Genomic DNA, 21,672 nt, shown 5'->3' with positions numbered 1-21,672 from the left:
CCTCGGTATCTGGGTAAGCGAGTCAGGACATGCTGGTGGGGATGAGCAGGGTGTTGTCGTGGGTGGGGCCGACGTGCAGGGTAGTGGTCGCGGCGCGCAGGGCGGTGGGCAGGTCGTGGGGGTCGGTGTGCAGGAACAGCGTTGCGGCGGCGGGGTGCTGGTCGGGGCGGGTGTAGTCGTGGCCGCTGATGGTAAGTGCGAGGGAGTATCCGGTGGGTAGGTGGATACCGGTGGGCCAGATCTCGACGTCGACGGGATAAACGCGACCGGGTTCGACGGGCAGGATTTCGTCGTGGCTGTGCCAGGGTTGCCACCGTAGGCTGCGGGCTGGGTCGGTCTTACGGTGCGAGAGGCGCAGCCACCCGTTCGTGAGGACTTGTTCGGAGGCGATCGCGCCGATGAAGGTGACCTCGACACCGTCGGGATCGAGGACTCGCACCGTCAGGAACAGGTCGGCGTCGTGACCGGTGGTGGAGACGTGCAGCCGGGCGGCCATCGGGCCGACGATGTCGGTGTCGTGGGTCATCGGTGCGGTTGTGAAGGTCAGTCCGTCGCCGTCGGCGGTGAAGCTGGCCGTCGCGTCGGTGCCGGGTGGGTTCTGGGTGAGGGTGCCTTTGGCGGGGTGCAGGTGTAGTTCGTTCCAGGTGGTGTCGTGTGGTGGCCACCGATCCGAGGTGCGCAAGCGGTGCCCGCCGTGGGGGTCGGGGACGTGCATAACTACGCGTGGGGTGTCGAGCCAGCCGTTGTCGTGACCCTTGAGGTAGTGGTCGAAGAATTTCTGTTGCAGGGCAACACTTTCGGGGAGGTAGAACCATTCTTCGTGGCGGCCGGGATGTACGTGCAGCCACCGCTGGGGGGAGGCGGCGTGCAGGAACCCTTCGACGTTGCCGCGTCCGTGCAGGCCTTGGCCGAACCAGTTGGCCGCGGACAGGATCGGCACGGTGATCTTGGTGAGGTCGGGGGTGCGGGCCCGGTGCCAGCTGTCGTCGAGGACGTGTTCGCGTAACTCGGGCAGCGGGTCGGTGCGGCCGGCGGCCAACTCGTCGGCGGTGAGAGTGTTGGTGCCGGTGGCGAGTTGTCCGGTCCATGGATTGCGGGGCCCGTTGTCACCGAGGCCGTGCTGGTTGGACAGCACCTGCGTGGGATACCACAGCTCGTAGAACACGTTGCTGAGGATGCCGCCGTGCCGTGTCATGTCGCGGTAGTTGTCCAGCGCCCCTTCCCAGGGGCAGATCGCCGCTAAGTGGGGTGGTTGCAGTGCGGCGACGCGCCATTGGTTGATGGCGTAGTAGGAGATGCCGCACAGCCCGACTGTGCCGGTGGACCAGGGTTGGGCTCCGGCCCATTCCACGGCGTCGTAGTAGTCGCGTGTTTCTTGAGGGGAGAAGATTTCGAGGTGTCCCGGCGAGGTGCCGGTGCCGCGGGAATCGACCCGCACGACGGCGTAGCCCGCGGCGGTCCACAGTTGGGGGTCGACGGTCTCGTAGGTCAGATAGGTGCACGGGGAGTTGATGAGGATCTCGGGGTGGTCGGCGGTGAGGCGCTGCCAGCGGCTGGTGTAGGGCTCGTCCTGGAAGCGGCGACCTTTGCCGTAGGGGCCCATCGTCATGATCACCGGGGCGGGTTGCTCGGTGTTGGGCAGGAAGACGTCGGCGCGCAGGATTGTGCCGTCGGTGGTGGGGACTTCGACGTCGAAGCCGATGCGCATGCCGTCTCTGAGCGGGAACACGAGCGAGCCCTTTCCTCGGTGACGCGGCGGTTAGTTCGCGGTGACCGTGAGGTGTTCCAACAGCCAGTGCTGTGAGTAGTCCAGCCACTGGCGGTAGTGGCCCATCGCGCAGTGATCGTCGTCGGGATAAAGCAGCAAGGTGGCGTTGGCGGCGGCGCGGGCGAGGTCGCTGCTGTCCTGGGTGCTCATCAAGGTGTCGTGGTCGCCGTTGATGACCAGCAGCGGAATGGTGATGTCGGGGTAGAGATCCCGGATGGACAACGCCTTGAGCTTGCTCATCAGGTCGATCGGGTGGGCTGCGCCGACGGTCTTGGCCAGGGCGTGCAGGATGATCTGCGGGGTGCCCAGCGCGCCACCGTGGAAGGACCGGTGTGTGGGGGCCCCGCAGGCGATCGCACACGCCAGCCGGTCGTTGGTGGCGGCCAGGCGCGCGGTCCAGTACCCGCCGAAGCTGACCCCCACCATGGCGATGCGGTCGGCATCGAGCCGTTGATCGGCGGCGAGGTGCTCGATGACCCGGTGGTAGACCGCCTCCGACTCGGGCTGCATGGGATGGGTGTAGGCGTAGCTGCCGGGCATCTCCATCAGGAACATCGCCATGCCCGAGTCGCGGTAGCGCAGTTGGGGGATCGCCAGCTCCTGGACGGTGCCCTCCAGACCGTTGGTCGTCAACACCACCGGGTAGGGCCCCGATCCGGGTGGCACGATGAGGTACCCGCCGACGGTGTCACCGTCGGCGAGCGGGATGTCGACGTGGTCGACGGTGAGGCCCAGCGTGGGCACCACGGCACCGATCAGAGCGTCGAAGAGGTGCCGTGAGCGCCAGTACGCCTGCATCCGGTGCGGGTCGTGTCCGGGAAAGGCGCTGACCTGGTAGTAGGTGATCGCCTTCACCCACGCGTCAATCGCTGTGTACGCCTTGGTGATTCGTTGACAGTCCTCGGTCGTTGCGTGTTCTTCGACGAAGGCGGCGAGCGCACGCGTATCCGGTTGCGGTCCGTGGTCGGCGAATAGCACCGCGGCTGGGGCAATCCACGCAGCCAGCCTGTCACGGTGCTCGGTGGCGGTCGCGGCGCTCGGGTCGGTGAGGTTGGGCACGTCGGCGGAGTCCGTGCCCGCCAGGCTGCGCAGCACGTCGGTGGCTCGCCGGGCGTGGGCCTCGGCGATGCGGTTCCAGTAGCTGCACCAGCGGTCGTCGCGGAAGGACCGAGCGCCGCGGATCTGCGCGGCGAACAAGGTGTGGTCGAGCCCACCCATGTTGGCGTAGCGCAGCACGAACAGCGCGGGCAGAAACGGTGCGGCGCCGGTCCAGCGGGCCGCCAAATCGGTGCTGCGGGTGACCGCGCACGCGGTGACGAAGAGCTTCTGGGGCAGACTGGCCTCGGTCATTGGGCGTCCTTTCAGAGTGCGGTGCTGGGGCGGGCGGTCGCCTCAGAGTTGGTTGGTCGTGCGCGCGTTGCGCCGTGCTTGTTCGGCGGCGGCGGCAGGGGATCCGCGCCACGGATCCCCGTGGCCGGGAACGAGGATCTCGGCGTGAATCCCGGCCAGGATTGTCAGGGCGGCTTCGGCATCGGCGGGAGCATGGGCGAAGAACGGCGGCAACAGCTGCGGGCCGCCGAGTGGGGACAGCGGGTGACCGGTGACTAACGCGTCGCCAGTAACCAGAACACCCTTATCGGGCAAGTGGAAGGCACTGTGCCCGGAGGTATGTCCCGCGCAGGCGACCGGCACGGGTGCCCCGGGTAGGTCGAGTGCCCCCATGCCGGGGTAAGGCTGGGCATGTGGCAGCTTCACGGGTTTCAGCGCCCCGGCAGCGATGATCCGCGCGGTCCAGCGCAACGCCGACGGCCGATAACAGCGTTTGATGATGTCGGCGGGCTGCGCTTGTTCGAGGTGCCCGTCGCGGGCATGGGTCACTTCGGTGCTGCTCATGAACACCGGTGTGTCGTAACGCTGATGGAAGTGGTTGATGGCACCCATGTGGTCCAAGTGGGCGTGGGTCAGCAAGATCGCCTGAACGTCCATTGGGTGCCGGCCCAGCGCCCGGATCGAGTCCTCCACCCGCTTGGTGTCTCCCGACCAACCCGCATCGATCAGCGTGAGTTCGGCGCCGTCACGCAGTAGCACCCAGTTGACCGCGGTGCCCGCCACGCAGAACACGTCCTCAGCGACTTCCTGCATGCGCAACCCCCAACCAATGCGGAACAATTGTTCCGACAATAGCACCGTTCTGCGATACAGTGGAACAAACGTTCCGCGGAGTGAGGATTGATAGCCGGTGAAGCTGAAACGTGTGCGCACCGCCGAGGGTGTACAGGTGCAGACTCAGGACGACGGTGGTTCCTGGCAGCCGGCTGACGACGACACCCCGCTGGGCGGGCGGGTCTTCGACCGTGACTGGGAACTTGCCCGCGTCGATGACCACCTGCAGCACAGCTCAATGTTGTTGCCTTTCCAGCCGGCATCGTTTCGCGACTTCATGCTCTACGAACAGCACGTCCTGAACGCCAGCCGAGGCCTGCTGCGGCGCCTCCATCCGGGCCAGTATCGACTCGTCGAGGTCGTGGAAGCGCTCACTCGGCGCCCGTTCCCGCTGTTGAAGCCCAAGCCGCTGTTCTACGCCCAGCCGATCTACTACATGTCGAACGCGATGACATTCATCCCCTCGGGCACACCCATCGCAGCACCCTCCTACAGCCGGGCGCTCGATTACGAACTGGAGATCGGTTTCGTTCTGGCGCAAGGTCTGTTCAACGCCACCCCCACCGAGGCGCTCGACGCGATCGGCGCGTTCGTGGTGCTCAATGACTGGAGCGCCCGCGACGTGCAGCGGGCCGAAATGGACAGCGGGTTCGGCCCGCAGAAGGCCAAGCACTTCGCCAGCTCGCTGTCGGAGGTCGCCGTCACCGCCGACGAAATCCTTCCTCGTATCGATGCGCTGCGCGGGACGGTGTCAATCAACGGCTCTGCCGTGTCGACGGTGTCGAGCGCCGGCATGCAGCACGGTCTGGGTGAGGTTCTGGCCCACGCCTCCCGCAGTGAACACCTCTATCCCGGTGAGCTCTTCGGCACCGGGACACTTCCCGGCGGCAGTGGCATGGAAACCGGGCACTGGCTGCGCCCCGGAGACACCCTAGAGCTGACCATCGACGGCATCGGCGGCATCGAACACACCATCATCGAGTCATGACCAGCCCCGCAGCAGCCGACCCACCCCCACGCGCCTCCCGTGAAGCCAACCGCGAGAAGCTACGCGATCGGCTGCTCAACAGCGCCGAAGAACTCTTCGCCGACCGCGGCTACTTCGGCGTCAGCGTCCGCGACATCACCGACCACGCCGGCACCCGCCTCGCCTCGGTCAGCGACCAGTTCGGCGGCAAGGAGGGCCTCTTTCGTGCGGTTCTGCTGCGCCGTATCCAACCCCTCAACGACGACCGCCGGGCCCGGCTGGCGGCACTGCCCGCCCGCGGCACCCTAGCAGAGCGCCTGGGCGCCCTCATCGACGCGTTCACCGAACCCATGCGCCGGCGAGCCGGTGATCCAGGGTGGGACAACTACTTTCGCTTCATCGCCCAACTCGCCAATTCCGCACACCCCATCGGACGCTTCATCGTCGAGGACTTCAACGCCATCGCCGCCGACTTCATCGTCGCGCTGCGGGCGCTGTTCCCGACTGCGGACGAGGCGGCCATCCACGACGCCTACCTGCACCTGGTCGCGGCGACTCTGCACACCTACTCCAACAACCTGCGGTTAGATAGTCTCACCGACGGTCGGATGCGCACCGGCGATCTCGACGAACGTCACCACGCACTTCGGCGATTTGCCGAAGGCGGGATCACCGCCCTGGCGGCACGCCGTATTGACGGGGATCCCGTCGGACACGGAACAGAAGAATCTATGGCCCAGCCACCCGCCATCACGCGAAGCAAGATCTGAGCCGTCCAGATTCCCCAGATCCGCGACACGAGGGCTTGCGCGATCGGGGTAAAACCCGAGGTAACAGTGGAGCCGATGACGGGAATCGAACCCGCGTATTCAGCTTGGGAAGTCGATTCGCAGCGTCCGAGTGAGTCTCAGCGGGTCCAGCCGCGACGCCCGTGCGTCGGTGACCTGCGGAATCAGATCGCGGTGGATGGTAGTGGACTCGCTCGGATTGCCCAGGGTTGGCCGCGAGTTGTGACACTGTCGTGACAGCGACTGCTGCCCGGTTGTGGACCGATCCCTACTGGCGGCACCCGAAGGCCCGAGCGGGGCAAGTTGCTCCGGGCTTGACGACGCCGGCACCACGGTTGAGTGCCCAGCGGTTAGGGTCTCCGCGGTCAGATCACTGGATCTTGTCGCGCTTGGCTAGGTTATGACGTGCGCACATCAGTTGGATGTTCTCCGCGACGAGCGACGAGCCGCCGCGCGAGTAGGGGATGATGTGGTCAAAGTGCAGGTTGTCCGCGGAACCGCACTTCACGCACTTGCCTTGATCACGTTTCCAAACCGCCAACTTCACATTGGATGGGATGAGTCGGTGCTGCTCGAGGGTTGGCTCTCGCGTATCGACGATCGGCGTCACGTCTGGAGCCACCTCGAGGCGAAACTTGTACACCCGCCGGCCTTTCGCCTGTTCCTGCCAGGCGTCGACGAGTCGGAATACGCCGTTGAAGGTCCATATGCCGTCGCGCAGTTTCTCGTACACACGTACATGCTCCGCTGGCGTCCCCTGTTCTCGATGCTCGGAAGCAGCTGCCAGAAACAATCCGTTCTGGGTCAATTTGCCATTCGGTGTGTGCTCAAGCTGATCGAGTGTCTTCGGATCGGGGCCACCGCGAACTCTGGGCCTATCGTGACCCTCGTAAATCAAGACATGACCATCATCTTGGATGCGGTCTTCGTAGGGAGCACCGGGCCGGCGGCTCATCAGAATCACGCTGGGACGGCCGCCGACGCCGTAGTTCATGCCCCGCTGAAGGCTCGCATTCTCTTCACGACACATCTCCAAGTAAGAGATGACCTCACCTGGAGAGAACACAGCCCGATGATAGGTCGCCTGTTGGCGATCAAGTTCGATCTCAAGGCAACCCGGCGTTTCGGGGAGTTAGTCGACAGAACTGGTCGCCGCGGTCACCGCCCCGGCTTGTGCGGCCGACCGACTAGTGCGGGCTACCTTTCGTAGATGGCGAGTACATTTAAGGCGGGCCCTTCCTTCAGGCTCCCGATGAGACGGAAGCCGTGCTTTCTGCCTCGGTGCACAAAGTGATAGGCAAAATCGCCCGTGTCGTACTTCTCTCGGGTCTTAATGTGGAGATGGAGGCTATCGTTCTGCATTCCAATCTCTCCTAGAGGTACCCGACAATCGAACCAGCGTGGACGACCGCCCGTTCCAATTGTCTCTTCGACCACGTGCATTAATATATAAGATGTGTCGGCGTCTTTCCCGAGCTTTTTGTTTTGGAACCAGTCCCAGTAAAGGTTCATTTCAATTGGATCTGGCTGTCGTGGGTAGTCTGGCGGAAGTATTTCATTCGGCACTTTGACCGCAGCAGCAATACGATTGAAGAAGAGGACGACGTTCCCATTAGGCAATTCTGCTGCCATCGGAACAATGGGAACGTCTGGGGGGACATCGAGAAAGATCAGCGGCTTGCCGTGACTGCTCGCCATTGCCCCAGTGATCCAACTAAAGTCCTTTAACCCGAATATGTTCCAAGTCCGCTCGTTAAGGTTTGCGGCGTAGTGGAGGGCTAGGTTTAGTAGTCGCCGCTCGGGAGAGTCGACGGGGACCAACTTGATGGTATCTGAGTTTTTTTCTGTCTTTGTGCTATCGCGCTTGGCCTCTAAACCGACCGTCCCTTTCAATGACGCAAGGAATGAAGCAATCCCACCAAAAGAGGCTTCAGCTTGAGCCTTACCGCCGACCGACCAGGTCTTCGTTTTGACCTTCTCTGTCGCAATGGTTACGGACTCTTCCTCATATTCAGGCAGTGCCACCGCGTAATACAGCGATCGAATCAAGTCATCGTCGACAAAAAGTGGCGCGTCAAGCAGCCAATCTGGCAACGAACCCTGGTCATACGTTGGCGTTTGTTCGCTCATTATCGCCTCTCTCAGTAGTGTCTTGTCAATTCAAGCGGTCTCTGTACGCCGACGTCTCTCTCGCAAACGGAAGTGAACGGACACAAATCGCAACTCGGTTGTCGGTCCTTGCAGATATTGCGGTTCATCCATAACTGATTGTCAATTACGTCACCCGGAAGGCCAGTGTTGGATTGCACCGCAAGAAGGGCTTCGAGAGCCGCGGATCGCAGTTCATACGCCTCGGTGCTGTCCAGGTAGCAACCCGCGCGAAGTTTGGCATCGAGCGCCGAATCGGCAGACAGCACATGCTGGCGCAATAGCTGCTTGAGTATCTGATAGTCGATCGCGGGCAACAACGGCTCTTGAAAAGCGGCTAGCGCGCTTCCACGGTGCATCAGTGCGTTAACCAAAGTTAGCTTAGCGATGGGATCGTCGAACGCACGGAAATTGCGGCTCAAATGCATAAATGAGGGTAGTGATCCATCAGCTTTAGCAACGACGTTATAGAATTGGCCGCCCCAACTGTGAAGTAAGACCTGCCCGAGATTCCTAAGATTCTGTAACCGCTCGGTGATTGCTTCTTCGAGTGGATTCACACCGCTGTCATCTTGAAACACCTGATGAAAGGCAGCCGTATCAATGGCCGACAAATACTTTGCCTCGTCGATCGGAATACCTGAATCGTAAGCGAGTCGAATGCAACGCCACATATACATCGAGCCCGTCAGGTATTCGCCCTTTAAGTATCCGCCGAGCGGGGTAATTTCTTCCGATTCTGACAGCCGCCAGAAGCGGAAGTTAATGCAGTTACCCACAGAAATTAGCTGGGATCGGGTTGGCGCATCGGCCTCAGTGGGCCAGAACTTTGGGTCGTCCCAGCCATATGCGGCCTTCTTGCTCGTTGTTCGCTTCGCAAACTCGTAGACAAGGCTGGTCAGCTTCTTTGAATCGATCTCAACCCGAGGGTGGTCGATGAGTCGGACGCCACAATGCTGAACAAGATCGAGCAGCGCGTCGTCTGGACGCTTGGGGGCGGCGGCCAGACTCGAACCACCAACCTTGCCATCAAAGGTTCCATACACACAGCGGACTTTACTGGGCGGGTCCGACGAGTTCCCGGCTTGACGATCGGGCATGTCGCATCCAAGAGATCTACGGCGATCCGTCGCCGATCAGCCTCTTGGCCAGTGCGTTAGTCAGCGTGCATCGATTCTTTGACGAGTGTCGGGTCACCCCAAGGCAGAGGCGGGCAACCTAACCACGAGGCTACGGCGAGAAGGATGCAGGTGCGTCGACGTCGTCGCCACTCCGGCTGCGTCGGATAGTGACACCGGACTACGCACCTATAGGTGCATTGGCGCTCCGGAAAATTGAGGTCCTCAAAAAAATTTCTGACTACCGCTACGGCAGTCAGTACAGGGGGCCCGAATATTTGGGAGCCCTTGCTGCTCCGATCGCAAAGGCGAGTAGCCCCGGTGGTGGGCCGGGGCTACTCTTGGTGTGTTGTGGTGCGCTGGTCCCCAAGATGTGCGCTGTCTTGAGTCATCTTGGGGTCAGCCCCTCCTGGTACTGTGCGCCACGCAGTTTCTCCTTCCTTAACGGTTGTAGTGATCCCTGAATAGAGCGCCCACGTGGTGACATTGCTGGCCGGTTGGGCCGATCGACTCGCGATCGGATTGTTGGGTTACACGGCCTCTTCGGCCTCTTCGGCTTCGAGGGCCTTCTGGATGATGCGGTCTGCCAGGTTCTGGATGGCCGGGCCGGTGTTGTTGACCCGGTAGGTGGGAACTCGGTTCCCGTCCTTGTCCTTGGTGCTGCCGTGGATGACGGCGTTGCCTTTCCATTCCTCAGCCTCCCGCTTCCAGTTGAACTTGGACACGGCGTTCTCGAGCAGTTCGTCCCATTCGTCGGGCTTCTGTTCGATGAGGGCGGCCGCTGCGCGGGCGAGCCCGCGCTGTCCGAGTCCGAATGCGAACAGGTAGTCCTCGCGGATTTCCCCTGGTGTTCGCTTCTTCTCGAGGATCTCGTCCCGCTGGGTGGGGAAGAGATCAGTAATGGTCTTCCAGACGTCGGCGAGGGCCTCGGCTGCTTCGTCGCGGTTCGCGATGAACTGCTTGACGGCAGCGGCCTTGGCTTCCTTGTCCCACTTGGAGGAACCACTGTTCTGCAGGTACGCCTCCTTGCTCAGAGCGGTCAGGATTTCGCCTGAACCCTCCACGAGCGTGCTCAACGTGATCACCGCGTCGCTGCTCTTAGGCAAGCTGTTGGAGCGGCGGTTGATCGGATTGCGCTTTTCGGTCTTTTTGAACAGCGGCACCATGTCCGCTGCTGCTTTGACCACCTGCACTTCGGGATCGCGGGACTCAAAGTCCAATCCGGTCGCCTTGGACACCGGCTTGGCGTTGAGGTTCAAGTCCGCGAACAGTTGACGCACTTGGTCGTAGTCGTGAAACGGGATCAAAACTACGGGGATCTCTTCCTTCGCGAAGCTCGGATCAGCTTTTATCTTCTGCTTGGCAGCACGACAACGGTGCTGACCATCTGCGGGGAAAAGCTGAACCTGCCCAGAAAGGTGGAGTTCGCCCAGTCGCTGTGAGGCGACTGGCACGCGTTCGGGATCAAACGGAATGAACTGATAGTCCCCGTCTTCCCGAACGTCCCCTTCCTCCGCGGGATGGCTCATGTCCCGCGGCAGGATCACCAAGGCGGGCGCAGAAAAGAAGTGGTCGGGTTCGCCGAGGTACTCGACGAGGTCACCGATCCGCTTCTTGGCGTACGCCCGCTGCATCTGCTGATCCTCGTCCAAGTCAACGAGGTCCTCGGGGAAGACCAGTTGCTTGTCGAGGTCACCCCACCGCATGGTTGCGGTGAAGTAGCTGTGGGCACCTTGGGTGCCCTTGGCGGCGATGATGGTCATCGCTGGCCTCCTATCTGGCCAGCAATGCCACCGCGTAGGTGCTCTATTCAAGATTCAATGTGCAGTGTACCGTCAAGAGGAGAAGTATTTCGGACCATGTCCGAGATGTTCCTGACCGCCTTGGCGATGTTTCCCACAATAAACACCGCACCCGCGCCGGCGCAAGGGCTGAGCGGAGATTTTTTCAAAAAACATCGCTGATTCGATGAAGAACATCGCTGCCGACAGGATACCCGCAGGTGAACGATGGCTCATACCCGGGCCTAGAAGCCTGCTGGGGCGTCGGTGTCTCCCGCGTGGGCGCCGATTGCACCATCTGGGCCGGCTTGGGCCGGTGATAGGCGGGTGCTTCCACGCCTGGGGTTACGACCGCGCCCCCGGGGCAGGTTGCATCGATGGTCAGTAGAACCAGGTGTTGCTGGCCTCGGCATCAGCGGGTTCGAGCGCGTGGCCAACTTCGGTCATCGGCACGGCGGTCTCGTTGGGCACCGAGGCGAGGACCTCAAGCATCTTCTCGTCGTGCGTAGCCAACGCGACCCAGTGCTCTTTACGCGCCACGGTGATCTTCCCGTTGGAGACGGCGTCGTCGACGGCGGCCTTGATCTTCTGCTGCCGGGCGGCGGCTTTGAGTGTGCGGGCCTCTTGAGCGTCCCGGCGCAACGCGGCGAGGCTGTGCGAGTCGACGACCTCCATGCCGTGTCGTTTGGCCGCGGCGGCGACGCTCGAAGGCTGCTCGGGCGTCATGCCGACCACCTGGGCAGCGAGGTCCTTGACGGTCGCGACCACGAGGTCAGGGTCAGCGGTTTCCGGCGGCAGGCCGAGCGCCTCGAGGTGCGCGGCGGCCTGGGCGTCGTCGAATGTGAGTGCCATCGGTCTATCTCCTTAGGAGAGAACGAGTTTCTTTGCGGCGTAGGGACGGTCGACTCCGAAGCTCGCAACCACGTAGCTTTGCACACGCTTACAGCGGCGCTCCCGAATGGCGATCACCTCGGTGGTCAGCGCCACTTCAAAGCCCACCAGGCCGACGTTCGCCTTTTCGACTACGTAGACGTTGTTGAGCGGCACGCGCGGGTGCGCGTAGAGCTCGAGCCCAGCTGACTTGAGCGCGGCGTCGGCTTCGGGTCCGTACGCCACCCGCAGCTCGTGCGCGTTTTGTGGATGACACATAACCAAATTGAGTCGTACACCGAGCTCGTCGAGGTCAGCCTCAAGTTGAGCCGAGCTCAGATGGGCCAGCGGCCGATCTGCACTTGGAGTAATGGCGTCGAGCGGGCCGTCGAATATGAGGTTGGACCAGTCGCCGAGGATGGTGATGCTTTCGACCTCGCTGGCCTCGACGGCCGCCATCGCGAGCGAGTCGAGGCGTTTTGCGAGGGTGTTGGCGAGTTGGGTGGTCTGCTGATCGAGGTAGTTGACGTCATTGCGGATGATCTGTTCATCGGTGATTTCAAAGAAACCGCCGTGGTCCTCGACGATGGCTAATCGCTGGTCGGGATCGACACCCTCGACCGCCTTGTATTCAGTGCCGGGGGCCCGCTTCTCGACGTCAGACGTGTAGAAATCCGATGCCTTGACGACTGAGTAAAGGAGGCCGCCGCCTTCAATCTTGGCGCCGAGCGGTCGGAAGAATCGCGGCAAGAGAAGCTGGTCGTCGGCTAACTTGGCGATGCGATCGCGGATGATCGTCGGCTGCTTGAGCGCGGCGTCTGCCGTGAGCCGACGCCCCTGTAGTTCGGGGATTAGTGGGTTAGGCATTAGTCGAGTCCTCTCAGTACAAGCTGATTTCGGCGTCGGTGCCGTCGGCGGCGCCGGTCACTGCGTAGCCGACCGCGACACCGGCGGCGAGGGTCGCGGCGGTGCCGTTGGCGCCGACCTGCACCTCGGCGCCGGCGGCGATCGGGCCGGCAGCGGTCACCTTCACGACGCGGGAGTTGCCACGCACCACGCGTACGAGTTCGCCCGCGGCGGCGTCGTTGCCGGCGACTCCGCACGGGCGTTCGCCGGCGCTGGCGGTACTCACGGCGATATTGCCGCCGGCGGTGCGGTTGCCCGCAATTTTCACCAGGCGTCGTGAGGTCACCGCGGCCGTGGCCTCGGCGGTGATATCGGCGCCGGGGTCATACACCGACGGGTTGGCGATGTTTGTCGACACGATCAGACTCCAATCGTTCGGTTGGTTCGCCGCCGACGAGCGGCGGCAACTTGGACAGCGCGCCCACGGCGCGCGTCGAGGTCCTCGGGATGGAACGCGGCGGCCGCCACAATCACACGCCGACCCAGGGCGCCGGCCGCGGCGACGTCGACGCCGTAGAGCTCGCCTAGTTGCTTGAGCGTGTGAACAGCCGGCGCCCGCTCCCCGAGTAAGGCGCAGGCCGTGACGATGAACCGCCAGTTGCGCCCGGTGCCGTCGCGGTAATCGAAAACACCCTCGATCGAGCGGTCGCGGTAGGCATGCAAAAGCAGCTTCGCCAGACCCGCAGGAACACTTACGAAATCGGCAAGCAGCGTGTCGCCGACGGCGCGGAGATTGTCGAGATGCCCGAGCGCGGGCCCTCCGTCGAACCGCGGATCGTCGTGGCCGATCTTCAACGGCGCCGGGCGCAGGACACCGGCGCGCGCGAACTCGACCGCCGACTCGAGGTCCTCGCGGGTGATGGTGAACGTACCGCTCGACCCGTCCCACGTGCCGACCTTGAGAATCTCGACATCGCGCACCGTCCGCACGTCAGCCACGGCGCACTCCGTCAGCCGGTGCGGCGGGCGGCCTTGCGCTGGGCGCGGGCCTCGACGATGCGAAGCGGGTAGAGCCAGCGGGTGCCGGTGTGGTGCGCCGCGAGGACGCCGCGCCGGCGAAGGTCGCGCACACCGTGGGCGCTGATGCCCAAGATTCGCGCCGCCTCACCGGACGTGACCAGGTCATACGGGCAGTGTTGCGCTGGATTTCCCTCAATACCAACAAATCTGACGGTTTTGCGGGTCAAACCGTCAGTGTTTGCAACAACTTTGCGCAGTTTCGTCACAATCGGACCGAGCCGGCCCGATGGTTGGCGGCCGGTACGGCGACACAAATCCTCAATCGCGGCGACGAGGACCTCGGCGTCCGACGGCTCGAGCACCACACCGCCGCGCATCATTGAACGTTCTCCAAATACAGCGTGAGCTTGGCTATCTCGTCTTGAAGCGTACGGGCCATGACTTCGCGGGTGTCGGCGTGCTTGGCCACTAGGTACACGACTTCGGTCAGCAATTCGCGGTCTGTGACGTCGATGGCGCGGCCGAGCGCGGTCGCGGCGTCGACCACAGTGGGCGGCTCGTTCGGTTCAGGCAGGATGGTGTTCACAACGATCTGCGCAGCGACGAGGCGCACGCGGATATGCCGGCGTGGGTCGTCGGTCATCGCCCGGCCTTCTTTGCGTCGCGGGTCGTGCGATGCTTCTCGATGGCATCTTCGATGCGGTTACACAATCGCAGTCCTTCGCTTTCTGTAAGGGTGAACTGCAAAGGGCCGAGACTCAATTGCAGCAGCGAGGCGCCTGCATGGTCGCGCGCCTTGACTGCGAAGTCCATGTTGCCAATGCCGTTGAGCCTCATCATGTCTCCTCATCCTGGGTGGTCGTCGGGTGGGTGTAGCGGCTCGCTGAATGACCGCGTCGGCGTGGCGGTCTTGTCGGCTGCGGGCAGGCCGGGTGGATACCGCCGGACGCAAGGGATACGCCGAACGCCGCGCACACCAGCGTCGTCCGTTCGTGTGCAATACGCGCCGACTGCGGCGCGGCATGTCGGACAAGGACGGTCGATCGCTTCCCGGTATGCGTCGGCCACAGGCCGCCCCATCACGCCACCTCTTCGGATAGCTCTTGGCAGCGGGTGCAGTCGGACGGCGGATGCTGTAGGTGGGCGTGGCGTCGGCAGCGCAGCCCGTATGGTCCGCGCACAAACGCCGGGGGTTTGCGGTTCACTGGTTGTGGTTGCCGATGTGTCGCCGGTTCGGTCGTGTGGTCGACGGATCGGTTGGGCGCTAGTGACGTACCCGACTTACTTAGCGCGCTCTCTTGGTGATTGTTGATTTGGTATGGATTGGTGGGCGGATCGAGGGATCCGGTGGAAACGTCGGTTTGATCCGCTAGAAAATCCGATCCGATCCGGTTGAAGGTCGGTTCTAGTGGATCGGCCGATCCGGTTGAAACCTCGTCAACCGGATCGAGAGGTCCGGTTGAAACGGGCTGCGGGAGTAAGCGATAGACCGCCGCGATCCGTCGTTTGGGGTTTGCTCGCGCAGTCTGCTCGATGAGCTCCAACCGCTCGCCGGCCTTGAGCGCAAATCGCACAGTGCGCTCGTCGAGGGCGCACATCACCGCCAGGTTGTTGATGCCCGGCCGTGCGTTGGTGCCGGCGGGGTAGTCGGCGAACGTCTCAAGCGCCAGTAGGACGACCTTCTGCGCCGGCCTCAGATCGGCCTTGGTGAATCCGAAGACCCGTCTGCGCCAAGCACGACGCTGTTCCGGTGTCAATGGCCGTGCGATCGCTGTTCGAGTCGACACTTCCGCGGCCCCTCTGTTGGGGGGCCGATTTGCATAACTCATGCGCCGTGGCGGGTGACCTGTTCGAGGCTCTCGATGAACTCGACGATCGCTGACTCGGGTACGAGCCGCCTGCGGCCGACTTTGCAACTCCGTAGCTCTCCGCTCGCCATCAGCGCGAACACGGTGGATCGGCCTACTCCGAGCCGCTCCATGACTGCCTCGACGGGGTGGAGCCTCACTGTACGTTCGGCGGTGTCCGCCATTTTTCCTCCGAATTTCTGGAATGCGACACGAAGACGGTCTATCGTGCTGGTATGAACCCTACTACGCGGATGTTCACAAACGCACGTGAACTAAGTTCAGAATGTCGCAATGCCGAAAATTAATGAGTCCGCGAAGGCATGGGAATTAACACTTGCGCAGCAGGTGGGCGATGCGGTTGCCAAACGGCGCAAGGCGCTCGGATGGACAGGTGTGCAGCTCGCAGAGCGGACCGCCGAGCTCGGTTATCCCATTACCAGAGTGGCGATTTCAAAGATTGAGGGCAACAGCCGGGCCGGAAAGCTCGACGTCGCTGAGCTACTCGTCCTTGCCGCCGCACTCGATATTCCGCCCGCGTTGCTACTGGCGTCCGAGTTCCCAGAGGGGCACGTGGAAACGCGGCCCGGTCATCGCGTCGAAAGCCGCGAGGCCGTCAAGTTGCTGTCGGGTCTGAACGCAGAATTGGTCAAGGCCGACGGCCTCGTCGAGGAGGGCGAGCGGCGGTTGTCCAACATGCGGGAGACGCTGGCCGCGCCAGACGCCACACCCGAACACCGCAACGTGCTGAGAAGCGATATCGCGCACACCGAGGCCCAGTTGGCGGGTCTGCGCGACCTCGTCGGGCGCAAGAGAGATGAGCTATGGGGCGTGCGTCGCGAGCACGCAGGTGAGGACCTCCGATGAGTAGGCGGCAGCTTCCCCCGCAGATAAAGAAGATTGAAGTAACCGACCGCAAGACAGGCAAAGGCGTTGTGCGATACCAGCTTACGGCTGATGTTGGGATCAATGCCGAGACGGGCAAACGTCAGCAGGTGCGCCGGCGCTATGGGACCGAACGCGAGGCTCGTGCTGCGCTCGCTGAGGTCACCGAGGCCGCGGTGCGCGGGACATTCGTGGCGCGTCGTGCCATCACCGTCCGCGAGGTGTGCGAGAACTACGTCGCGGGCCGGCACAAACTGCGAGCGACGTCAAAGGCGAAGTTGGTCTACGACCTGCAACCGTTGATCGAACGGCACGGCGACGAGCCCGTGCAGCGGTTGACCAAGGCTCATCTCGACGCGTTGGTCGCCGATCTGTTGGCCGGCGGCACCAACACGGGTAAGGGTCGGCTTCGTCGGCCGTGGGGCGCTGTCGCGGTGAACAAGTTCACGCAGACGGTGGCGATGGTGCTGGGCGACGCGCGGCTGCAAGGCCTCGTCCCGCGGAACGTCGCCGAACTTGTTGACCCGGTGTCCGTCGGGCATCGCAGCGTCGACACATACACCGAGGCCGAGGTCGGCACGCTGCTCGCTTCAATATCGAACGATCGGCTCGGGCACGCGTGGGAGCTCGCGTTGTGCGGTCTGCGGCGCGGCGAGGTTGCCGGTCTGCGGTGGACCGACGTCGACCTCGACGGCAAGACGCTGTCGGTGACGAACAACCGAGTGGATGCCGGCGGTAAGGCCGTCGAGAACGATCCAAAGTCAGCTATGTCGCGTCGGACGCTTCCGCTGCCGGATCGGCTGGTGTCGGTGCTGCGGGCCGCGAAGGCTCACCAGGCTGCCGAGCGACTGGCCCTCGGCGCCGACGGCGGCTCTTGGGACTACGTGGTGAGCAACGAGGCGGGCGAGCCGTATCACCCGCAAGTGCTCTCGCGGTATTGGCGCAATGCGGTGGAGTCAGCCGGGTTGCGGCCGATAAAGTTGCACGCGGCCCGCCATACGGCGGCGACTGCGATGCACCTCGCCGGCGTCCCCGTTGCGGTGATCGCGGCGTGGATCGGGCACAAGGATGCATCGCTGACCATGCGCCTCTATGCCCACTCTCAGGACGACGCTTTGAAGGCGGCGGGTGACACTTTTGACCGTGTTGTGACAACGTCGTGACACCGAGGCTGGCATTCGAACATTTCGAACGGCGTTGCTGCACTTCAAAGTGGAGCCGATGACGGGAATCGAACCCGCGTATTCAGCTTGGGAAGCTGATGTTCTGCCATTGAACTACATCGGCGCGGTCGCTGTGAGCTGCGCAGACCTTTACAGCGGTGACAGTCTAGCGGCTCGGTGACAGACCGCGGCAGAACCCGGCTCGAAAGCCGTCTGAGCGCGTCTGCCGCACCTGCGAAGGGCACGGCTCGCCGGATTCATCGCGCACGACGTACTGCTTTGGCAGTGGCCAAACGCAAGACGTTGGCTGATGCGCTTTGCTCAGCTAACCGGCGCGGACGCTGAGTTACGACTTGTGCTTTTCAGGGCAGTACTCCGCGGTGGCAGCGAGGACGAACAGTCTGGCTTGATTCTGGTCCATCCGTAGTTTCAGCTGGTCGACCTCGTCGTTCTGGGTGTAGCCGGCCGACAGATCCTGGCACATCGTGCGCCCCATATTCCCGGTCTGCGACGCGTCACCAAGGTGAATGCCGTTCGACGCCAGGTAGTTGGTAAATTCTGCGTCCTTGTTGTCGGCGCTGGCGGCGCCTGCGGGCGTCAGCATCAGGGCCATCGCGGCGCCGAGCACGCATCCGCACATCTTCTTGGTCATTTCCCACCACCTCCAAGGCTCCACATGATGCTTCGAGCTTCCCTAGGTCGTGTAGTTCCCGTTGCCGGGGGTTCCCGGGCCGCTAATTCCAAAGTTCAACCGAGCGTTCATCTTTCGTTTCGGCCGAGTTTGTCCGAGGTCGGACAGTCAAGCAGCAACAAGTCGGCCGCACCCGAGCCGCCGGCCGTGGGCGCCGGTCGGCCACACAAAGCATCGGGCGAATGGTGCTAATGGCGCTGACCTGCTCTATAGCCATTCGATGTTTATTATTTCGTGATCTACCCGTAATGTGCTCGGCGTGGGTCGGCATCGGTTAGCCAAGAAGCGACGCAAGTCACACGTGATGCTGGCTGCGCTACTCGCCCCGGCCGCCGTCTTCTTCGCCGCCGCCGGCGATGTCCGCCCATTAGCCGCCCGCCAAGAGGCCAAACCCGTTATCGGCGACATTGAGCCGTGCTGCCTACAAATCGTCACTGCGGCAGCGAATACGTCCGCTAAAGCGCCCGACACCCGCCTGGTCTCGGCGTCGAGGTACCACACCCGGTCCCGCTTCCTGCCCGTCGGGATCGCACCGGAACAGGGCCTGCAGGTCCGGACGATCTTGGTCGAGCGCGCCATCAGCGTGGCGTTCCCCCAGATCCACCAGATCGGCGGCGTGCGACCCGACCCGCTGCCCTGGCACCCCATGGGTCTGGCCATCGACGTGATGATTCCCGACCCCGGCAGCTCCGAGGGCATCGCGCTGGGGAACGCGATCGTCGCGTACGTGATGAAGAACGCGTCGCGCTTCGGCATCCAGGACGCGATCTGGCGTGGCGTCTACTACACGCCCGGCGGAGCGCAAGCCAGCAGGCTCGGTCACTATGACCACGTCCACGTCACGACCACCGGCGGCGGTTACCCCAAGGGTGGCGAAGAGTACCTCGCCGACTGAAGCTCGGACGACGGGCCGGTAGCAGCGGATAGGCTCAGCGGGTGCTGCTCTCCGATCGCGATCTCCGGGCCGAAATCACGTCCGGCCGCTTGGGCATCGACCCGTACGACGAAACCTTGGTGCAGCCGTCGAGCATCGACGTGCGCCTCGACTGCATGTTCCGGGTGTTCAACAACACCCGCTACACCCACATCGACCCGGCAAAGCAGCAGGACGAGCTGACCAGCCTGGTGGAGCCGGTCGACGGGGAGCCGTTCGTGCTGCATCCCGGGGAGTTCGTGCTCGGCTCGACGCTGGAGCTGTTCACCCTGCCCGACGACCTCGCCGGTCGCCTGGAGGGCAAGTCGTCGCTGGGCCGGCTGGGTCTGCTGACCCATTCGACCGCCGGCTTCATCGACCCCGGCTTCAGCGGGCACATCACCCTCGAGCTGTCCAACGTCGCGAACCTTCCGATCACCCTGTGGCCGGGCATGAAGATCGGTCAGCTGTGCATCCTGCGGCTGACGAGTCCGGCGGAACACCCGTACGGCAGCTCCCGCGTAGGGTCGAAGTATCAGGGTCAGCGGGGACCGACGCCGTCGCGCTCGTACCAGAACTTCATAAGGTCTACATAGCTTAGACAGCGTCCCGCCACAGCGTATTTACGCGAAGATGTAGTGGTCCGTGGTTACCGCCCCGCTCGGCCATGGCTTCGCCAGCGATACCTTTTGGAGGGGGTTGTATTGGACATCGTGCTCGGCGTGTCAATGGCACCGGCATCGATCCAGATGGTGGTCCTGGAAGGCGAAAACGCCGACGGCGCAACGGTAGAAGAGGACGAGTTCGACGTCACGGCTGCCGAAGACCCGGCCACCGCGAGCGCACCCGACCAGGTAGTCGCCGCCATTCTCGGCACCCGCGAAGGCGCGGCCGATGCCGGGCTGGAGCTGTCGGCGATCGGTGTGACGTGGACCGATCAGTTCGAGGCGGCCGCTTTGCGCGATGCGCTGGCCGCCCACAAGATCGAGAACGTCATGCTGGTGTCGGCGTTTCTGGCGGCGGCGGCGCTGGCCCAAAGTGTCGGCGGCGCAGTCGGTTACGAGCGCACCGCGGTGCTGTACGTGGAGCCCGACACCGCGACCCTGGCCGTCGTGGAGACCTCCGACGGTTCCATCGCCGACGTCTACAAGCAACCGATCTATGCCGAGTCCTACGGCGACGCGATCACGCAACTCAGCGGGATGGTCGCCGGGCTGGAAAAGACGGAGCTGGCGCCCGACGGGCTATTCCTGGTCGGCTCGGGAGTCGACATCGCGCCGATCAAGCCGGCGCTGGAGTCGGTGACGTCGCTTGACGTGAGCGCTCCGGAGGAGCCCGAGACCGCGCTGGCCCGCGGCGCCGCCCTGGCCTCGGCGAACGCGCCGTTGTTCGCGTCGTCGACCGCGGCGCTGGCCTACGCCCAAGACCCCGGCACCGGCGCCGTCGACCAGTACGCGTTTCCTGAATACCTCAGCGTCGGAACCGAACTCGGCGACGAGCTGGCGTACAGCGCGGTGCACGACGACGATGCCGATGCCCCGACCGTGCTCATCGAGAAGCTGTTCGTCCAAGAACAGGAGCAGCCGCGCCGCAGGCCCGTCCTGCTGGTCGGCAGCGGTTTGGCGGTGGTCGGCATCAGCGCGGTGCTGGCGCTGGAGATCGCGCTGGCTATCGGCATCCGCACCACGGGGACCGTGGCGTTGCGGCCCACCCCGGCCCAAAACCTCATCGTCCCAACGCAACAGGCGCCCGCGCCGGTCCAGGCGGCCCCCGCGATGCCGAAGATCAACCTGCCGCAGCCGATGGCGGCGCCTATGCCGTTGAACCCACCCGCGCCCGCACCGCTGCCCGCGGCTCCGGTTGCTCCGCCGCTTCCCGCGGCTCCGCCGATCGACCCGGTGATACCGGTGCCGGTCGTGGTCCCGCCGCCCGTGGCGCCGATTCCGGTGCCACCGGTCCACGTGCCGATTCCCAACCCTGTGATCAGCCCGCCGGTTATCCAGGCGCCGCGCCTGCCGCTACCCCAGCCCGTCGTGCCCCAATCTCCCGTGCACGTGCCGCAGCCGCAATGGCCGGTGCCCGGCAGCGGCGCGGTCCCCCATTCGCCGCCGCACCAGGCGCCCGGGGAAAACCCGCTCCCCATCCCGGGCGGCGGGCACCTTCCGGAGCCGGGCACCGGTCCCGGCGGCGGGCACTTGCCGATACCGGGCAATGGTCCCGGCGGCGGTGGTCCCTTTGGTGGTGGCGGCGGCCCGATCCACATCCCCGGCGGGGGCCCCGGCGGCGGTGAGCCCGCCGGGCCCGGGCCGTTCGGCGGCGGCGGTGGACCGTTCGGTGGCGGCGGGCCGTTCGGCGGTGGCGGTCACAGCGGCGGCGGCCCGATCGGAGGCGGCGGTCCGATCGGCGGCGGCCCGTTCGGCGGCGGCGGTGGACCGTTCGGTGGCGGTGGGCCCTTCGGGGGCGGAGGTCACGGCGGTGGCGGTCCGATCGGGGGCGGCGGTCCGATCGGCGGCGGGCCGTTCGGCGGCGGCGGTGGAGGTCCGTTCGGCGGTGGCGGCGGCTTTGGGGGTGGCGGCCACGGTGGCGGCGGCTTCGGTGGTGGCGGCGGCGGCTTTGGCGGCGGCCACAGCGGCGGTGGCGGTGGCGGGCACAGCGGCGGCGGGCACCACTAGCCGGTCGGACGTTACGCGCGGTTGCAAAAGGG

General features: G+C 64.1%; 24 protein-coding genes and 1 tRNA gene. 7 read left to right on the top strand and 18 right to left on the bottom strand.

All coding sequences use genetic code 11. From position 1 onward, the window contains the following. Positions 1-22: 22 nt before the first annotated feature. The 3 genes from AC5Y4S_RS15320 to AC5Y4S_RS15310 are packed head-to-tail and all read right to left on the bottom strand — an operon-like array spanning position 23 to position 3,910. Positions 23-1,729: a CocE/NonD family hydrolase gene (locus AC5Y4S_RS15320; RefSeq protein WP_500033575.1), complete on the bottom strand. Its 1,707-nt coding sequence runs from the start codon at positions 1,727-1,729 to the stop codon at positions 23-25. A 30-nt stretch (positions 1,730-1,759) separates the two neighbouring features. Continuing rightward, a complete protein-coding gene (locus AC5Y4S_RS15315) occupies positions 1,760-3,118 on the bottom strand; it encodes an alpha/beta hydrolase family protein (RefSeq protein WP_500033574.1) in 1,359 nt (452 codons plus the stop codon). A 42-nt stretch (positions 3,119-3,160) separates the two neighbouring features. Continuing rightward, positions 3,161-3,910 (bottom strand): MBL fold metallo-hydrolase, encoded by a 750-nt coding sequence (locus AC5Y4S_RS15310; protein ID WP_500033573.1) that lies wholly within the window; start codon positions 3,908-3,910, stop codon positions 3,161-3,163. A gap of 97 nt (positions 3,911-4,007) precedes the next feature. Here AC5Y4S_RS15310 and AC5Y4S_RS15305 point away from each other — a divergent pair, with 97 nt between their 5' ends. Together AC5Y4S_RS15305 and AC5Y4S_RS15300 are read left to right on the top strand one after the other, a co-directional pair. After that, a complete protein-coding gene (locus tag AC5Y4S_RS15305) occupies positions 4,008-4,919 on the top strand; it encodes a fumarylacetoacetate hydrolase family protein (protein WP_500033572.1) in 912 nt (303 codons plus the stop codon). Further along, entirely contained in the window at positions 4,916-5,668 is a 753-nt protein-coding gene (locus tag AC5Y4S_RS15300) for a TetR/AcrR family transcriptional regulator (RefSeq protein WP_500033571.1), read from the top strand. Before AC5Y4S_RS15305 ends, AC5Y4S_RS15300 begins: the two co-directional genes overlap by 4 nt. A 388-nt stretch (positions 5,669-6,056) precedes the next feature. Here the strand turns inward: AC5Y4S_RS15300 and AC5Y4S_RS15295 are convergent, their stop codons facing one another. The 13 genes from AC5Y4S_RS15295 to AC5Y4S_RS15235 all read right to left on the bottom strand — a co-directional run bounded on the left by AC5Y4S_RS15295 (position 6,057) and on the right by AC5Y4S_RS15235 (position 15,501). Beyond that, positions 6,057-6,752, bottom strand: coding sequence for an HNH endonuclease (locus AC5Y4S_RS15295; protein WP_500033570.1), 696 nt, complete (start codon positions 6,750-6,752; stop codon positions 6,057-6,059). 131 nt (positions 6,753-6,883) lie between these two features. Further along, positions 6,884-7,816 carry a hypothetical protein gene (locus AC5Y4S_RS15290; protein ID WP_500033569.1) on the bottom strand — a complete coding sequence of 311 codons (933 nt, stop codon included), beginning with the start codon at positions 7,814-7,816 and terminating at the stop codon, positions 6,884-6,886. A gap of 11 nt (positions 7,817-7,827) precedes the next feature. After that, entirely contained in the window at positions 7,828-8,880 is a 1,053-nt protein-coding gene (locus tag AC5Y4S_RS15285) for a queuosine salvage family protein (RefSeq protein WP_500033568.1), read from the bottom strand. Between the two features lie 602 nt (positions 8,881-9,482). Further along, on the bottom strand, positions 9,483-10,715 hold the full coding sequence (locus tag AC5Y4S_RS15280) for a DNA sulfur modification protein DndB (RefSeq protein ID WP_500033567.1): 1,233 nt from the start codon (positions 10,713-10,715) through the stop codon (positions 9,483-9,485). 399 nt (positions 10,716-11,114) lie between these two features. Next, entirely contained in the window at positions 11,115-11,585 is a 471-nt protein-coding gene (locus tag AC5Y4S_RS15275; protein WP_500033566.1) for a hypothetical protein, read from the bottom strand. A 12-nt stretch (positions 11,586-11,597) separates the two neighbouring features. Further along, the gene (locus tag AC5Y4S_RS15270) at positions 11,598-12,470 is read right to left on the bottom strand and encodes a major capsid protein (RefSeq protein ID WP_500033565.1); all 873 of its coding nucleotides are present in this window, start codon (positions 12,468-12,470) and stop codon (positions 11,598-11,600) included. A 13-nt stretch (positions 12,471-12,483) separates the two neighbouring features. Beyond that, positions 12,484-12,867, bottom strand: coding sequence for a capsid cement protein (locus AC5Y4S_RS15265; protein WP_500033564.1), 384 nt, complete (start codon positions 12,865-12,867; stop codon positions 12,484-12,486). A gap of 2 nt (positions 12,868-12,869) precedes the next feature. Further along, the gene (locus tag AC5Y4S_RS15260) at positions 12,870-13,430 is read right to left on the bottom strand and encodes a hypothetical protein (protein WP_500033563.1); all 561 of its coding nucleotides are present in this window, start codon (positions 13,428-13,430) and stop codon (positions 12,870-12,872) included. Positions 13,431-13,459: 29 nt separating this feature from the next. Next, the gene (locus AC5Y4S_RS15255) at positions 13,460-13,846 is read right to left on the bottom strand and encodes a helix-turn-helix domain-containing protein (protein WP_500033562.1); all 387 of its coding nucleotides are present in this window, start codon (positions 13,844-13,846) and stop codon (positions 13,460-13,462) included. Next, positions 13,846-14,112 carry a hypothetical protein gene (locus AC5Y4S_RS15250; protein ID WP_500033561.1) on the bottom strand — a complete coding sequence of 89 codons (267 nt, stop codon included), beginning with the start codon at positions 14,110-14,112 and terminating at the stop codon, positions 13,846-13,848. The genes AC5Y4S_RS15255 and AC5Y4S_RS15250 overlap by 1 nt, the downstream gene beginning before the upstream one ends. Next, entirely contained in the window at positions 14,109-14,306 is a 198-nt protein-coding gene (locus tag AC5Y4S_RS15245; RefSeq protein ID WP_500033560.1) for a hypothetical protein, read from the bottom strand. Before AC5Y4S_RS15245 ends, AC5Y4S_RS15250 begins: the two co-directional genes overlap by 4 nt. Positions 14,307-14,548: 242 nt before the next feature. Further along, positions 14,549-15,256: a hypothetical protein gene (locus AC5Y4S_RS15240; RefSeq protein WP_500033559.1), complete on the bottom strand. Its 708-nt coding sequence runs from the start codon at positions 15,254-15,256 to the stop codon at positions 14,549-14,551. 38 nt (positions 15,257-15,294) lie between these two features. Then, positions 15,295-15,501 (bottom strand): helix-turn-helix domain-containing protein, encoded by a 207-nt coding sequence (locus AC5Y4S_RS15235; RefSeq protein WP_500033558.1) that lies wholly within the window; start codon positions 15,499-15,501, stop codon positions 15,295-15,297. Between the two features lie 109 nt (positions 15,502-15,610). Between AC5Y4S_RS15235 and AC5Y4S_RS15230 the strand changes: the two genes are divergently transcribed. Both AC5Y4S_RS15230 and AC5Y4S_RS15225 read left to right on the top strand, forming a co-directional pair. Continuing rightward, on the top strand, positions 15,611-16,183 hold the full coding sequence (locus AC5Y4S_RS15230) for a helix-turn-helix domain-containing protein (protein ID WP_500033557.1): 573 nt from the start codon (positions 15,611-15,613) through the stop codon (positions 16,181-16,183). Between the two features lie 128 nt (positions 16,184-16,311). Next, complete coding sequence (locus AC5Y4S_RS15225; RefSeq protein WP_500033556.1) at positions 16,312-17,364, top strand: tyrosine-type recombinase/integrase; 1,053 nt, start codon at positions 16,312-16,314, stop codon at positions 17,362-17,364. A 50-nt stretch (positions 17,365-17,414) separates the two neighbouring features. On the opposite strand, the gene AC5Y4S_RS15220 is transcribed toward AC5Y4S_RS15225, so the two are convergent. Both AC5Y4S_RS15220 and AC5Y4S_RS15215 read right to left on the bottom strand, forming a co-directional pair. Beyond that, positions 17,415-17,488: transfer RNA gene (locus AC5Y4S_RS15220), tRNA-Gly, on the bottom strand. A 222-nt stretch (positions 17,489-17,710) separates the two neighbouring features. Beyond that, entirely contained in the window at positions 17,711-18,016 is a 306-nt protein-coding gene (locus AC5Y4S_RS15215) for a DUF732 domain-containing protein (RefSeq protein WP_500033555.1), read from the bottom strand. Between the two features lie 298 nt (positions 18,017-18,314). Between AC5Y4S_RS15215 and AC5Y4S_RS15210 the strand changes: the two genes are divergently transcribed. From AC5Y4S_RS15210 to AC5Y4S_RS15200, 3 genes are all read left to right on the top strand, one after another. Next, positions 18,315-18,950 carry a VldE C-terminal domain-containing protein gene (locus tag AC5Y4S_RS15210; protein ID WP_500033554.1) on the top strand — a complete coding sequence of 212 codons (636 nt, stop codon included), beginning with the start codon at positions 18,315-18,317 and terminating at the stop codon, positions 18,948-18,950. 41 nt (positions 18,951-18,991) lie between these two features. Continuing rightward, the gene (dcd, locus tag AC5Y4S_RS15205) at positions 18,992-19,564 is read left to right on the top strand and encodes a dCTP deaminase (protein ID WP_068188969.1); all 573 of its coding nucleotides are present in this window, start codon (positions 18,992-18,994) and stop codon (positions 19,562-19,564) included. Positions 19,565-19,696: 132 nt separating this feature from the next. After that, positions 19,697-21,640 (top strand): DUF7159 family protein, encoded by a 1,944-nt coding sequence (locus AC5Y4S_RS15200; RefSeq protein WP_500034021.1) that lies wholly within the window; start codon positions 19,697-19,699, stop codon positions 21,638-21,640. Positions 21,641-21,672 lie beyond the last annotated feature (32 nt).

The organism is Mycobacterium sp. NGS64 (genome assembly GCF_059812245.1).
This window is presented reverse-complemented; position numbering and strand designations above follow the sequence as displayed.